Origin of the sequence: Tolypothrix sp. VBCCA 56010 (assembly GCF_050875635.1) — a bacterium.
Taxonomy (GTDB): domain Bacteria; phylum Cyanobacteriota; class Cyanobacteriia; order Cyanobacteriales; family Nostocaceae; genus Hassallia.
This window is the reverse complement of record NZ_JBPAOH010000184.1, coordinates 1-13,988: the sequence shown is the minus strand read 5'-3', so window position 1 is coordinate 13,988 and position 13,988 is coordinate 1. Positions and strand designations below refer to the sequence as shown.

The 13,988-nt window shown below is 42.9% G+C and carries 13 protein-coding genes and 1 pseudogene; 7 read left to right on the top strand and 7 right to left on the bottom strand.

Translation table 11 applies throughout. The annotated features are described in order from the left end of the window. Positions 1-46: 46 nt before the first annotated feature. The 3 genes from AABK37_RS36125 to AABK37_RS36115 all read right to left on the bottom strand — a co-directional run bounded on the left by AABK37_RS36125 (position 47) and on the right by AABK37_RS36115 (position 3,742). Positions 47-583 carry a Uma2 family endonuclease gene (locus AABK37_RS36125; protein WP_432556267.1) on the bottom strand — a complete coding sequence of 179 codons (537 nt, stop codon included), beginning with the start codon at positions 581-583 and terminating at the stop codon, positions 47-49. A gap of 254 nt (positions 584-837) precedes the next feature. Continuing rightward, positions 838-3,417 (bottom strand): DUF3769 domain-containing protein, encoded by a 2,580-nt coding sequence (locus AABK37_RS36120; protein ID WP_432556266.1) that lies wholly within the window; start codon positions 3,415-3,417, stop codon positions 838-840. Positions 3,418-3,625: 208 nt separating this feature from the next. Beyond that, positions 3,626-3,742: a photosystem II reaction center protein I gene (locus AABK37_RS36115; RefSeq protein ID WP_089125560.1), complete on the bottom strand. Its 117-nt coding sequence runs from the start codon at positions 3,740-3,742 to the stop codon at positions 3,626-3,628. 550 nt (positions 3,743-4,292) lie between these two features. Between AABK37_RS36115 and AABK37_RS36110 the strand changes: the two genes are divergently transcribed. Beyond that, positions 4,293-4,646, top strand: a complete 354-nt coding sequence (locus AABK37_RS36110) for a hypothetical protein (protein ID WP_432556265.1) — start codon at positions 4,293-4,295, stop codon at positions 4,644-4,646. A 448-nt stretch (positions 4,647-5,094) separates the two neighbouring features. Next, a complete protein-coding gene (gene glgP, locus AABK37_RS36105) occupies positions 5,095-7,722 on the top strand; it encodes an alpha-glucan family phosphorylase (protein ID WP_432556264.1) in 2,628 nt (875 codons plus the stop codon). A gap of 33 nt (positions 7,723-7,755) precedes the next feature. On the opposite strand, the gene AABK37_RS36100 is transcribed toward glgP, so the two are convergent. Then, positions 7,756-8,544, bottom strand: coding sequence for a DUF429 domain-containing protein (locus AABK37_RS36100; protein ID WP_432556263.1), 789 nt, complete (start codon positions 8,542-8,544; stop codon positions 7,756-7,758). Positions 8,545-8,580: 36 nt separating this feature from the next. On the opposite strand from AABK37_RS36100, the gene AABK37_RS36095 reads away from it, so the two are divergent. From AABK37_RS36095 to AABK37_RS36085, 3 genes are all read left to right on the top strand, one after another. Then, a complete protein-coding gene (locus AABK37_RS36095) occupies positions 8,581-8,862 on the top strand; it encodes a hypothetical protein (protein WP_432556262.1) in 282 nt (93 codons plus the stop codon). Between the two features lie 253 nt (positions 8,863-9,115). After that, entirely contained in the window at positions 9,116-9,403 is a 288-nt protein-coding gene (locus tag AABK37_RS36090) for a type II toxin-antitoxin system Phd/YefM family antitoxin (protein ID WP_432556261.1), read from the top strand. Then, a complete protein-coding gene (locus AABK37_RS36085) occupies positions 9,387-9,740 on the top strand; it encodes a Txe/YoeB family addiction module toxin (RefSeq protein ID WP_432556260.1) in 354 nt (117 codons plus the stop codon). The genes AABK37_RS36090 and AABK37_RS36085 overlap by 17 nt, the downstream gene beginning before the upstream one ends. A 191-nt stretch (positions 9,741-9,931) precedes the next feature. Here the strand turns inward: AABK37_RS36085 and pip are convergent, their stop codons facing one another. The 3 genes and pseudogenes from pip to AABK37_RS36070 form a co-directional block, all read right to left on the bottom strand. Next, positions 9,932-10,879, bottom strand: coding sequence for a prolyl aminopeptidase (gene pip / locus AABK37_RS36080; protein ID WP_432556259.1), 948 nt, complete (start codon positions 10,877-10,879; stop codon positions 9,932-9,934). Positions 10,880-11,081: 202 nt separating this feature from the next. Then, entirely contained in the window at positions 11,082-11,234 is a 153-nt protein-coding gene (locus tag AABK37_RS36075) for a hypothetical protein (protein WP_432556258.1), read from the bottom strand. A gap of 235 nt (positions 11,235-11,469) precedes the next feature. Continuing rightward, positions 11,470-11,859 (bottom strand): annotated as a pseudogene (locus AABK37_RS36070) (chlorophyll a/b binding light-harvesting protein); the annotation flags it as partial. 217 nt (positions 11,860-12,076) lie between these two features. On the opposite strand from AABK37_RS36070, the gene AABK37_RS36065 reads away from it, so the two are divergent. Beyond that, on the top strand, positions 12,077-13,213 hold the full coding sequence (locus AABK37_RS36065; protein WP_432556257.1) for a PepSY-associated TM helix domain-containing protein: 1,137 nt from the start codon (positions 12,077-12,079) through the stop codon (positions 13,211-13,213). Between the two features lie 414 nt (positions 13,214-13,627). Beyond that, the gene (locus tag AABK37_RS36060; RefSeq protein ID WP_432556256.1) at positions 13,628-13,945 is read left to right on the top strand and encodes a hypothetical protein; all 318 of its coding nucleotides are present in this window, start codon (positions 13,628-13,630) and stop codon (positions 13,943-13,945) included. Positions 13,946-13,988 lie beyond the last annotated feature (43 nt).

Here is a 13,988-nt window from a genome sequence, read left to right as displayed (position 1 = left end):
GGCTGACTCTGCTACTAATAGTACCTCTAAGGAAGTTCTGGAAACATTAAGAATGTGCCAGAAGCCTACACCGACCTGTACTCAGGCGGTGTAGGTAGTTCACTGTTACTTCAGATGTATAATCGCCATCATTAGGATTGCGGAAAATTTTCAGGAGGCGATTTTTTAAATCCACAACCCAATATTCTGGTATTTCCGCTAAAGCATAAGCTTTTCGCTTTGCATCTAAATCTTTACTCAAGCTGGTGTTAGAATATTCAATTAACCAAAAAATATTTTCCGGGTAAGGATGACGGGTTCGATATAGTACCCGCAAAGGTTGGACGATCGCCAAATCTGGTTCGGGTTCGGAAGCCATCAAGGGTAATGTAATCGGCTTTGCATCGCGCACGAGAACTTTTTCTCCTAGCACAGATCGCAGATAGTCCCCAGCGTCGGTACTTAGCTGGGCATGTTCTGGACCTTCTGGAGGCATTTCAACGACTTCCCCGTTTAATAGTTCAACATGACGTTCAGAAAGAAGACCAACTTCAACCATGCGGTGATACTCGTCTAGCGTCCATTTGGCTGTAGTAAGTGTCATTGTCGGTCTTACCTTAGTCGAGAGGTTTTATAAATATTCTGCGTTTATATTCTATTGAAGCGTGCTTTTTACTCGTTTCGTTTGCTGGTTTATCTTCATTAGAACTTACGCACTCATGTCATTGAATTTACGTAGGGGCAATTCATGAATTGCCCCTACAAGACTTTAGGAAAATCGCTCATTCCTATTCATTACGCAAATTGAGGTTATAAGTATAAAAAATAACTTTATAAAGCCCGGACGTAAGTGGTATTCTAATAATCTTGTCGCACCCCACCTCGCACAGGCTTAACTTCCGAAGGGTCAGAGAATGGATCGGTGCCACCACTCCAGTTAAAGTCGCTAATTCTAAAGCTGATTCCACCTAATTCCAACACTGGGTTATAACGCAAAGTGATTCCGTAGGTGCGGCGGTTATATTCTACGATGTAGTCGGTGCTACTGCGTTCGCCTGTGTCTAAGTTGATTGAGGTTTGAAAACCAAGGCTAAATGGTCCGTAGATTTGCTGAGAAATTCCCGCATTAAGTACTCTGTTATCAACGGCGCGATCGAACAAAAATGGCGATGCTCCGCTAAATATACCTTGGGAATAACTGACATTAAAGGCGGTATAATCAAAGGCAGGTCGAGAGAAATGTCCAAACTGTCCGCGCAAGCCAACTGTGGCAATCAAGGTGTTTTGACTATCACCGCTGCTGTAATAACTGCTTGTGCCGGTTACGTCCCCAAATGCTTGTACGTAGGGAACTATTGGGTTTGGAGTGTAACGCAATCCTTCTGTGGGGGTGGGTGGTAATCCTTTACCTTGCCAGAGTGTAATCGCACCATCTACGGTAGCGCTACCTTGGACGCGCCCTAAAGAGATGCGGTTGTTGTCTCGCCGTGTTTCGAGTAAGTCAAGCCGATCGCTATTCGCATTAATATATTGAGCGCCACCTTGATATCTTAAGTTAAAACCAGTTGTACCTAAAGGAATTCTCGGAGAAGTAACAACTGCACCAAGGCTACTTTGAACGGTTTGAAAACCAAGGGTACCGTTGTAAAGACGATCGCGATAGCTGTATTCTAAATTCAATATGTGAGGATTGCGATCGCCTAATTCTTGCCGCAATCGCAAACTTGCCCGCAAATTGTCTTCCACTGTCCCCAAATCCAAGCTGGTTAATATCCCAGAACCCTCAACTGTTGTCTTCGGGCTTAAAGTCGCATTCAATCTTGTTTTCAAACCAAACAGCGCGGCAAAGCTATCAGTACCACCTATAGCTTTTTGTGCGAAAAACTGCGGTGTGACGCTAAAGCGTACCCCTTCTGTGTTAAAGGGTTGGAAAGAACGCTCAATAAACACACCACCGCGTTGATTACCATCAAAGCCGACAGAGACAATTGCCGGAGTTACATCACGTTCCCTGCGGTCGATTGTCTGCCGATCTACGGGGATCGGTAATGTTGTTCTTTGATCTAATACTAAACGCTGGCGCTCTGTTTTAATCGTGTCTACTAAGGGTGCTTCTCGCGTTAAAGTGACTTTATCGGCGCGTAACTCTAGTTCTGGGGGCGAAAATGGATCGTTGGTGAAGCGGACATTTCTCGCTTGCCAGCCTCGCGGATAAAAATCAACTCGTTCTGCTTGAAAGCGTACTCGCTTGACTACACCTCCCTGTTTTGGTCCGGGGAGGTTTCTTGCATCTGCCCTTCCACCTAAGTTGAAGTTAACCCCACCGGGACTGTTAACACCTGTAGTCGGCTGATTTGCGCGAATGCGATCGCTTGGTGGACGCGCTGTTACTACTCCACTTACTCCGGTATCAACATTATTAAAGGCTAAATCAGTACCCGCTGTGGGGATGTAAACTTCTCCCCTACCATTTTCTAATTGCCCGCTATCTTGAACAAAGTTATAAGTAAAGCGTTCTCCGCGCAGTACTTGATCGCCTCGTGTCAATGCGACATTTCCATCGCCCACAGCAATCAAATTGTCTAAATTGACTTGCAAGCGATCGGCATCTACCACCGCCCCATCAAATCGTACCACCACATTACCCACAGCCGTAACAATCCGCCGTTGCTGGTCGTACTCCTGCCTATCTGAAGTGACTTCTACAATTCTCTCTCTGGCTGGCGCTGTCGTTGCTGGCGGAGTTGTTGCAGGTGGTTGACTTTCTTGCTGAGTAGTTGCTGGCGGAGTTGTTTGAGGTTGACTTTCTTGCTGATTTGTGCTGTCTGTTGGTGTGGGGACAGATTGTTGCGGGGCAGGTTGGGGAATTGTGATTTGGCTTGTCTGGCTGCGAGACTTGAATTCTATAACATTTTCTACGGGTTGTGTACTCGCTGGACTGTCGGGATTAGTATAAGTAATATTTTGTATCGGTTCGCTACTTTGAGCCTCTTGGGGTGGCTGAGAAGGCGCATTTTGAGCAATAGTCTGACTTTGCCGTTTTGGATGGGCTAATTTTTCTTGTAGTATTTGCCCTTTTTGGGATATCTTGCTTTGTGACGCGACATTTGCATCCGGCTGCACCGGATAACTAATTCCCATCGACTCTCCCAAAGCAGCGGCACTCTTAACGGCGGTGAGGGGAGAAAATTCCGGTGGGAAACTTTCTGGGTGACTGAGTGCGGCTTGGGTCTGGGGAACTGCTAAATCTTGCCGAGTAGCGTTTTGTGGAGTTGGCGATACAGAATCTGATTGCCGTTGTGGCTGATTTTGTTGCGCTTTCGCCTCGAGTTCGGCAATTGAATGAAACTTGGTATCACTACCAGTCAAGATTGGATTTGCAGGTTGTAAAGGTTCGACAATCGAAGGTGGTGCGGGCGGCAGAACTGGGTGAAGCATATTCGCAAAATCAACCTAACAAATAGCCAATTGAAAGCCGGAAGGACTAATTACACTTAACTGCCTTCCGACTTTAGCCTTCAGCCTAGCCTGCGGCAAGCCGCTTGGAAAGGACACTTTTGAAGCATGTGGAATTTTCCACGCTCTTCTCAAGTGTCCGTGGCATTTACATTCGCATGAACGGCAATTTTTGGATCGGGTCGTGATTTTACTCTGAATCCCGGCGTCCGGGGTTACGAGCTGGATCGTTCGACAAAAATCCAAAGACGAAGAGCAAAATGAAGAAGGCTACAACAACATAAACAACAATTTTTAAAGTAACCATTGACGAAAACTCCAAGGGTATGAAATAGAAGCTTGCTTTTTTGTATCCGTGATGCAGAAAAGATAGCTTTTATATATTACCCAAATCTCGCCCCTTTTTTGGAAGGTACTGAGTCCATCCATCCAAAGTCCAAAGTCCAAATGTTGGTTTACGCTAATTTAAAGGCGCGGATGCTTTGTAGGATGTGCTGTGGGTGCGTGTGATTTGTAGATGCGATGCTTGCTTTTCAATAAGAATCTGAAGTAATTACACTCTTCTGATGACGTGAACTTGAGGCTGAGGTTTCCGATTCAAGAAATAAAAAAGTTTGTAGTCAGGGCTTCAGCCCTTCAAATTGAGCGATAAATCGCTCACTACGAATTAATCAGGTAATGTCAGCAAAGTGGCGTTCTTGTATATCACCCGATCGGGTGATCCAGTAGCATGATGCTTGTGGGGTACTAGACATTATAAATTTTTAAGGAACAATACAGCAACTTTGTTGGCGGCATCAGCGCCGAACTAAACGCTGACGCAAAGAATTGCTTAACCCCCGAAATTGGTAAAAAATATGGTTCTCATTCGTGACATTGTTCAGCAAGCGCTAAATACAGGCTCTTTAAGTATTCCAGCAGATGAGCAGTTGCAGCAGTTACTGCAAACTGAATTTGAAGAAAAAGACATCGATGCTTTGATGCTACTACAAGAAGCTGTGCAATCCGGACGTGTTCGCAAAGAGTACCGCAACCCCAAGAGCGATCGCCCGACAAAAAACAAACGCGGTATCATCAAGATGAAACTTCTTTGTCCTAGTGCTGTTGGCGTTCTTGTCTTGGGTACTATTGTCTTTGCTCTCCCAAAAGATGCTGAATCAGTACATTTCCCTACGAGCAATGCCAATGTTACCCAATTAACTTTAGAATAATGGCAAATTGCCCAGATTGCTGCTTTTTGCCTTCTAAAGCTTCAGTAAAACTTTTTGAGGGAGTTTGAGAAATAACTGCGTTCACAAAGTGACTCTGTAAGAGTATCGCGTGTGGGTATTCTCTTCTCTCTCCCTCAAAGAAGATCCAAAGCTTCTGTTGCCTGCATCTCACAGTATCTACATCAATAATATAAATATTTATAACCTCTTACTTATGTTTAAGTTAATTTATGTATTGAACTACATAAATTATTAAATAATTATATAGTCAACACTAAGTGATAAAATGAGAAAAAGCTTTGCAGTCAGATTTTCCAATCTAAGTGATAATATTTTTTAAAGCTTAACAAAGTCATCATAAGTTCACAAACAGGGTATAAAGAATTGGAAACATTGGGCAAACACAGTCAACAATAGCGATAGCTAAACCAGGAGTTTCGCAGTCCTTATGCAACCAATTCGTACATTTAACGTGTCCCCTTCGCTACCGCCCCGACTCGAACCGCTGCGGAAGCTGGCATATAATCTCCACTGGGATTGGAATGTTGAGACAAAAGACTTATTTCGCCGTTTAGACCCGGATTTATGGGAATCTAGCCGCCATAACCCAGTGTTGATGCTCGGTACAATCAGCCAAGGGCGATTAACGGAAGTTGTGGAAGATGAAGGCTTCCTGGCGCAAATGGATCGAGCTGCCCGTCAGTTAGAAGATTATTTACAAGAACGCACTTGGTATCAGAAAACAAGGGACAAGGGATTAGGGACTAAAGACAAGGGACAGGGTAATCTTACCAGTCCCCACTCCCCACTCCCCAATCCCCAATCCCCAGAATGCTACGCTTATTTTTCGGCTGAATTTGGACTGGTGGATTGTTTGCCTGTATATTCTGGAGGCTTGGGTGTTCTCGCGGGCGATCACCTCAAATCTGCTAGCGATTTAGGATTACCCTTAGTAGGTGTAGGCTTACTGTACCAGCAAGGTTACTTCGCTCAGTATCTGAATGCAGATGGTTGGCAGCAAGAACGCTATCCAATCAACGATTTTTATAACATGACCTTGCAGCTAGAGCGCAATCCTGACGGCTCAGAATTGCGGATTGCTGTAGATTACCCCGGACGCAAGGTTTACGCTAGAGTATGGCGCGTACAGGTGGGAACTGTGCCGTTGTACATGATGGATACTAACATTGAACCCAACAATCCTTACGACCACAACATTACAGATCAACTGTACGGTGGCGATATCGACATGCGTATCCACCAGGAAATTATGCTGGGGATCGGCGGCGTGCAGATGTTGAAAGCTCTAGGGTATAATGTCACCGCTTACCACATGAATGAAGGTCATGCGGCTTTTTCTGCTCTAGAACGCATCCGAATGCTGATTCAAGAACAGGGTCTGAGTTACGATACCGCCAAACAGGTAGTGGGTTCAAGTAATATCTTCACTACTCACACGCCAGTACCGGCAGGTATTGACTTGTTCCCCCCAGATAAGATGTTGTATTATCTAGGATATTACGCAGATATCTTTGGTTTGACAAAAGATCAATTTATCGGATTGGGTCGTGAGAATACTGGTGATTTATCTGCGCCTTTTAGTATGGCAGTGCTGGCGCTGAAAATGGCAACATTTTCTAACGGTGTAGCGCAACTGCATGGTGTGGTGTCACGGCAAATGTTCCAAGGTTTGTGGCAAAAAGTACCAGTGCAAGAAGTGCCGATCGCCGCAATTACAAATGGCGTTCATGCTCGCAGTTGTGTGGCAAAATCAACTCAAGAGTTGTACGATCGCTATCTCGGACCCAATTGGTCATCAGCACCAGCAGATAGCCCGTTGTGGGAACGCATGGACGCGATTCCAGATGAAGAATTGTGGCGCAATCACGAACGCTGTCGTTTGGATATGATATTGTATGTGCGCGATCATTTGGTGAAACATTTACGCGATCGCGGTGCTTCTTCTTCTGATATCGCCCAAGCGCAAGAAGTTCTCGATCCGAACGTTTTAACTATCGGTTTCGCCCGTCGCTTTGCAACCTACAAACGCGCTACTTTATGGATGCGCGATATCGAACGCATCAAGCGGATCATGTTGGGTAACAAACACCGCAAGTTACAATTTGTTATCGCCGGCAAAGCACACCCGAAAGACATCCCCGGTAAAGAATTAATCCGCGAAATCAATCACTTTATCAGCGAACAAAATTTAGAAAAGCAGGTAGTGTTTGTTCCCAATTACGACATTCACATATCTCGATTGATGGTAGCTGGTTGCGATGTCTGGTTAAATACACCGCGTCGTCCGCGAGAAGCTTCAGGAACCAGCGGAATGAAGGCTTCCATGAATGGACTACCGAATTTGAGTGTATTAGATGGATGGTGGGATGAAGCTGATTATGTCCGTACAGGTTGGGCGATTGGACATGGTGAGAATTATGAAGACCCCAATTATCAGGATGAAATAGAAGCAAACGCTTTCTATGATTTACTGGAAAAAGAAGTCGTGCCTTTATTTTATGAGCGCGATGCTGATAATTTGCCGCGTCAGTGGGTAGCAAAAATGAAAGATGCGATTCGCTTGAATTGTCCGTTCTTTAATACAGCGCGGATGGTGGGAGAATATGCACAAAGAGCTTATTTCCCCGCAAGCGATCGCTACTACACTTTGACTGCCGATAAATATGCACCAGCGAAGGAATTAGCAGCTTGGAAAACCAAACTCAGCCAACACTGGTTCAACATGAAAATCAAAGATGTTGACATCTCTTCTGGTGCAGATATTGAGGTTAACCAAACCGTTGCTGTCAAAGCGAAACTTGATTTGGCAACTCTCAGCCCAGATGATGTGCAAGTGGAGCTTTATCAAGGTACAATCGATGCCGATGGTGAGATTGTTGATGCTGTTCCAGTGGTGATGGATTACCAAGGAAATGATACGCAAGACTTGGGTATTTACACTGGGAATATCATCTACACTGCCTCTGGTTTACAAGGCTTGTCCTTGCGCGTGTTGCCAAAACACAAGTACCTTGCTACTCCGTATGAGCCAAGGTTGATTCTTTGGGCACAATAAAAGAATTTTAGATTTTAGATTTTAGATTTTGGATTAGTAATCTAAAATCCGAAATCCAAAATCTAAAATTCTCTGGGGGATGACAATGTAACCGGTAGTGCGATCGCCTAATACTAGGTTGCGTTGTTCTCCCCAATACCACCAGTGTGCAGCTACATAAGCGCAGATGAGACTATCTAGTTTATCTTCTACTGCTTTGAGTGCTGCACCTGTGGTGGGGATTTGGGAGGGAAACGAACCGCAAAGACGCGAAGAACACGAAGAAAGAGAGGAGGATAAATTTAGGCTTGGTTCGAGGGTGGGTAGGATATGAAGGATGTAATTGTGGAGTTTGAGAAGTTCTAAACGGCGATCGCTTAATCGTCCTTTTTTGTATTTGAGGATGCGTTGTAAGTTGAAGAGATGGACGATTGCGGGGTGGGGAAAGACTTCTATTTGATATCTACCAAGTTTTTGCGGTTCTATGGTTGGTGCGTGTGTAAAGCCACGCGATTCTAGTTGTAAACCGAAGTTGATGGTGCGATCGGCAAAGGGTAAATTTAGGTTTGCTGGGTAGCATCCAGCGTGATATTTGCCAAAGTATTTGTGACTAAGTTTATCTGGTAAGCGACTCCCGGTAGCGTTGGGGATGAGGGTAGGTGCGTCTACGGCAATAATTGCGCTTTCGTCTGGTTGTACGTGAGTATCAATCCAGGTGAGGATGTCTGCAATAAATTCTTTGCGATCTAAGTCGAGTAGTTCAAGTTGATTATCTGTCCATTGTAAGCAGCATAGTCCGCTTGGTTGCGATTTCCAACCGAAATCAATACCGATAAATTTCATTACCGTAAACTTAAACGTGCGGTTATTGTCGCATTTTTGGGCGATCGTTGTTTAATTGGTCATGCAATTTACCGATGCCAGCAAACCTTGTTAGAATTTTTAGACAGATATGCCTATGGATATGTAATATCTTTGGCAGAAATACGAGAAAAACTAAAGGATAATGTTCTTGGAGCAGTAGCAAATAGTGAAGGATATGAATATGAAGGATATTATTCTGCTGTCGATAATGATTACATGAGATTTGGCACTCAGGCTATCAACATTAATGATTTCGTAAATTTAGTTCTTAGCAAGGTACAGTTGAATTTTTTTTGACTAACTGGCTGAGAATGATAAGATAGCTAAACAAACACAGCACGCTGTAACTTTTATCGTCCTGTATACTAGAGATCCAAAAGGTAATTTTCCTGCAAATTTCATGCAAAGATGCAAATATGCCAAAAAAACTTTGCGTCTTTGCGTCTTTGCGCGAAATAAAAAAGAACCCAGATAACTCACAGGCAATCGCACTCTTCAATTTCACACCTGCAATAGATATATTATAAAAATATAAACTCTTAATCGAAAAATGACGAGCCAAAAAACATACACCGAAGCTTGCGGTAACTTTGATAAAATTTATGATGAAGCAATTTCTAGCCGCGAACCTATAGTTGTCACTCGTGAAGGTGCTGAAAGCGTATCTGTAATTCCTACTGCGGAACTTAATAGTATTATGGAAACAGCATACTTATTTGAGTCACCTGAAAATGCAGCCCGTCTTCTCGCAGCTATCGAACGTGCTAAAGCGCGAACTTTTAAACCTCAAACTGTAGATGATCTACGTCAGGAGTTTGGACTTGGTAAAGAAGAGTAAAAAGTCTAACTCGGAAAATCCAGAACCAGAACAAACTCCACAGTCTGAAATTTATCAACAGCAAAGTTCAGAACGTGACCTGGTGTTCGACTCGCAATTCCTCGAAGACCTGACTTACTGGGTACAGACAAATAGAAAGATTGCACTTCGTTTGTTATCTTTAGTTGAAGAGATAAGACGTAATCCGTTCACAGGAACAGGAAAGCCGGAAAAATTGAAGTATAAAGATGCAAACATTTGGTCACGTCGCTTGACAGAAGCAAACCGGATTGTTTATATGATTAGTGAAAATCGCATTGATTTTCTTCAAGCGCGATATCATTATAGCGATCGCTAATCCGCACTTCAACTATAAGTTGTCCCATCAAATTCATTTGATAGGCTCTACAATTCAAGGAAGGTAAAACAAGCAACTAACTAAGGAGCGGGCGATGCTCGACTTAACTAAAATACAGTAGTTCAAATGCACTACTAAAAGGACTTTCTCTAAATGATAAGTCTTTAACCGGACACGATATTACCCTGCGTCTACAACTCTACAAATCTATCTGTTGCATCAATTAAAGCACTCTTAATTCCAGCTTCACTCATCGAATGTCCAGCATCAGGAACAACAATAAATTCAGCTTCTTGCCAAGCAATATGTAATTCCCAAGCTGATATCATCGGACATACTACATCATATCTTCCTTGCACAATTACGGCAGGAATGTTGCGAATGCGGTCAACATTCACAAGTAATTGATCTTCGCTTTCAAAGAATCCCTTATTTATGAAATAATGACATTCAATTCTGGCAAAAGCATCGGCAAATTCACTTTCACCAAATATTTGCATTAACTGTTTATCTAAAAAAAGTCTACTTGTGCTAGCTTCCCAAATTGACCATGCACGCGCTGCTTCTAACCTGATTTGTAAGTCGGGACTTGTCAAGCGTTTGTAATAAGCTGTAAGCATATCGTCACGTTCATCTGAAGGAATCGGTTTTAAATATTCCTCCCAAGCGTCAGGAAAAATGTAGCTAGCACCTTCTTGATAAAACCAGCGCAATTCCTTTTGACGCAGCAGAAAAATACCGCGTAGAATTAAACCTTTGCAACGTTCGGGATAAGTCTGACTGTAAGCTAATGACAGGGTACTCCCCCAACTACCACCAAAAACAACCCACTTTTCTATTCCTAAATGTTCTCGGAGTTTTTCAATATCATCTACTAAATGCCAAGTTGTATTTTCGCGCAATTCTGCATGAGGTGTACTTTGACCGCAACCGCGTTGGTCAAACATCACCAAACGCCATTTTTCCGGATGAAAATATTGTCGATAAAAAGCTGGACATCCGCCACCGGGTCCACCATGTAGTAAAACTATTGGCTTACCTTGCGGATTACCTGATTCTTCAAAATGAATTGCGTGCAAGTCGGAAACTTGTAGTTTACCTTCTTTGTAAGGTTTTATAGGTGGGTAAAGTTCGCGCATTATCTTCATAATTATAAAATATGATTTGAAATTTATTCGTAGTGAGGACTTTAGTCCTCTTCTTACTAGGAAAGGACTGAAGTCCTGACTACAAATAAGTGTGTAATGTATCAAATACATTATAAATTGAAAATGGTGCATTAACGTAGTGTAACGCACCCTAGGAATTGAAAATTGAAAATCCGAAAACGGTATGATTGCTTTAAGAGACAGGTGAGAGTTGATTAATTGCTTGTTCTTCTTGCTTCAAGGTTTTCAGTTTTGCTTTTAATACTGCTTTCACTTGATAACGGAAAGTAAAGAAATGTTCGCCAAAATACAAAGCAACGAAATAGTCATATAGCAATCCGCGCATAAGAGCGTGAACAACAACAACCCCGGTAACTTGTGCGAAACCGGGTTCTGAGCTTTAGGATCGCTATATAATTGCGGTTTGTGTAATGCGATCGCATCGCATTACAGCAAATAAGTACAGACGTAGAATGCTACGTCTCTACAATCATGCATACTGCGTCTGTTGTGAACTAAATTGAGTTGATAGCGATCGCACTAAGTATACCAACACTATTCAACAGCAGATAAGCGAAGATTACTCCAAAGTATGCGGCAAAAAAGTCCATGTATGCGACAGCACCAATACTGTAAGACAGATATGCTTCTCCTGAGTAAATCAAAATTCGGCGTGCCCACGCAAACGGCTTAGTCAAGATATGGAAAATGCCACCGCCAATTAACATCAAACCAACCCAAATATGACCGCCAACAATATCTTCTAAGTTATCAACAACCGCCATTCCCTCCGATCCCCAAGCCCCAAACAGATAGCCAAAGATGCGGAATGGGTTGAGCGTTGGATGATTGATTATCCTGACATTTCCACCACCAGCAGCCCAAGGATCAAACAGTCCACCCCAAAACATCGCCTTGGCAACCAGAGCCAATGCAAAGATACCCAAAATTGTCAGGTGAATGCCCAAGATATTAAATTTTAATAATATATATTCTCATTTAACTCTTTATAAAATAAGATACTACCTCAGCAATACAAATACTGAACAGCAATACTTTGATGGCTAGATATTCGTCTAAGTCCGATCAAAACACGTATTGCTCTAAGTATTCACATTATCACCGCAATTTTTTCTTCATAGCTTCCTGACAATTGACTGTAGATAGCTTTTAACATTAGTTGAAATTATGAGTCAAAAGACAATTCGTAATGTCGCATTTACCCTGCACCGCTACCTCGGCTTAGTCGTGGGACTGATTTTGATTATTGTTGGCTTGACGGGCAGCTTATTGGTATTTCAAGAAGAGATTGACCACTTTCTCGTTCACTTGCAATTTGGACAAGTCATTCCCCAAGGACAAAGGCTTTCAATCGAGTCTATAGTTGGAGTTGTGCAGAAAGCTTATGACAATTCAGGTTTGCAACTTGGGGGTATGAGGTTGCCACTTGAAGCAAATGAGCCGATAATAGCATCGCTGAAAACACCTGCTGACCAGTGGATTAACGTATTTATCAATCCTTACACAGGCGTTATTATGGGTGAGCGCGAGTGGGATCAAACGATTATTGGCATTACTTTTAAACTGCATTACCAATTGCTTGCAGGTCAACCAGGACAAGTTATAGTCGGGATTGCAGCGTTATTTTTACTAATTCTTTGCATCACTGGTATTATCCTGTGGCCCGGTTGGCGGCGATTAATTGCAGGTTTCAAAATCAAGTGGAAAGCACACATCAAGCGGACAAATTTTGATATCCACAAATTAGTAGGTATCATCGCTGCTGTGTTTCTAGCAATGATTGCTTTTACTGGGTTTTGCTGGAATTTTTATGAACAAACCGAACCTGTGATCTACGCAGCAACTTTGACTCCAAAGCCACCAGAACCAAAATCTCAACCGGTACCTGGTAAATCGATTATCTTGGGCGAAGTGCTAAAAGTTGCCGATAATACATTACCAGGAGCAGTCACGACTCATATTAACTTCCCAACAACCCCAGATGGTGTCTTGACTGTATACAAAAAATTCCCTGAAGCAACAGAAAACTATAGTAGTCGGGTATACATCGACCAATTTAGCGGTAAAGTATTACAAGTTCGTGATTCTCGTTCTTTGCGATTGGGAGATACGGTGCTTGATTCATTTGTTCCGATGCACTACGGCACTTTTGGCGGATTACCAACTCGCATTCTCTACGTTTTTGTGGGACTGACGCCGTTAATCTTATTTGTCACAGGGTTGATTATGTGGTTGTATCGTTGGCGCAAGAATAAGAAATCAAAAGCGATAATGGCGCCTAATTCGGAATTGATTAGTCGGTAGATTTTGAATGATCGCGCTCTCAAGGGTATTGCTCGTAAGCGATCGCCTTGAGGGTATCATATTTTGGCATCAGTGCGTGTTTGTTAGGACAAAGTATTGTTAACGTGAGTTCGACAAATTTAAAGAACCCCTCTGGTAAACCTCTCCCCCACCTCTCCTCTTCCCTCCCCTACAAGGGGAGGGAAGAGGAGCAGCTTTTATTGCTGGGAGAGGCTTAAAAACCTGCATTCTTAGCCCCTTCCCACCCCCCTCATTCCCCCCTAAAAGGGGGGATGACTAAGGAAAAACTTTTTTACATTGGAAGGGGTTGGGGTTAGGTTCATCGAATTCACGTTATTGTTAGCAGGAAACGAAAATTCAAAACTTTGAATGCAAACAAATTAACAGTTATTCAATTAATCATTACCATCTACCATGACCATCACCCTGACGCTGAAAGAGGAATCGGAATTGTGGGCAGAAGCTGAAATAAACAGCTTGCAAAACCCAGAGCCTGATGAATTTTTGTGTCAACTACCCAGACAACTTGGCAAAGGTTATGCGCGAAACATTGAGGTGCATCCTCATATGTGGCTGACAATTTTGGACTGTGAATATCACGATAATGTGCTGATAAAAATCCAGGAATGGGATCATCCCCTACAATTTGGTGTTTACCTTTCAGGAAGAGAGATACAGCGGATTGCAGGTAGGTGTAGTACAATAAAACCAGTGGTTCAATGTTTAAGATGAAACCTTACTCCGTCGATTTTCGGCAAAAAATAATCAAAGCTTA

What these genes read in the sequence shown, in the direction of transcription:
- AABK37_RS36125 (WP_432556267.1), bottom strand. Translation starts at nt 583, where the DNA reads ATGACACTTACTACAGCCAAATGGACGCTAGACGAGTATCACCGCATG.
- AABK37_RS36120 (WP_432556266.1), bottom strand. Translation starts at nt 3,417, where the DNA reads ATGCTTCACCCAGTTCTGCCGCCCGCACCACCTTCGATTGTCGAACCT.
- AABK37_RS36115 (WP_089125560.1), bottom strand. Translation starts at nt 3,742, where the DNA reads ATGGTTACTTTAAAAATTGTTGTTTATGTTGTTGTAGCCTTCTTCATT.
- AABK37_RS36110 (WP_432556265.1), top strand. Translation starts at nt 4,293, where the DNA reads ATGGTTCTCATTCGTGACATTGTTCAGCAAGCGCTAAATACAGGCTCT.
- glgP (WP_432556264.1), top strand. Translation starts at nt 5,095, where the DNA reads ATGCAACCAATTCGTACATTTAACGTGTCCCCTTCGCTACCGCCCCGA.
- AABK37_RS36100 (WP_432556263.1), bottom strand. Translation starts at nt 8,544, where the DNA reads ATGAAATTTATCGGTATTGATTTCGGTTGGAAATCGCAACCAAGCGGA.
- AABK37_RS36090 (WP_432556261.1), top strand. Translation starts at nt 9,116, where the DNA reads ATGACGAGCCAAAAAACATACACCGAAGCTTGCGGTAACTTTGATAAA.
- pip (WP_432556259.1), bottom strand. Translation starts at nt 10,879, where the DNA reads ATGCGCGAACTTTACCCACCTATAAAACCTTACAAAGAAGGTAAACTA.
- AABK37_RS36075 (WP_432556258.1), bottom strand. Translation starts at nt 11,234, where the DNA reads ATGCGCGGATTGCTATATGACTATTTCGTTGCTTTGTATTTTGGCGAA.
- AABK37_RS36065 (WP_432556257.1), top strand. Translation starts at nt 12,077, where the DNA reads ATGAGTCAAAAGACAATTCGTAATGTCGCATTTACCCTGCACCGCTAC.
- AABK37_RS36060 (WP_432556256.1), top strand. Translation starts at nt 13,628, where the DNA reads ATGACCATCACCCTGACGCTGAAAGAGGAATCGGAATTGTGGGCAGAA.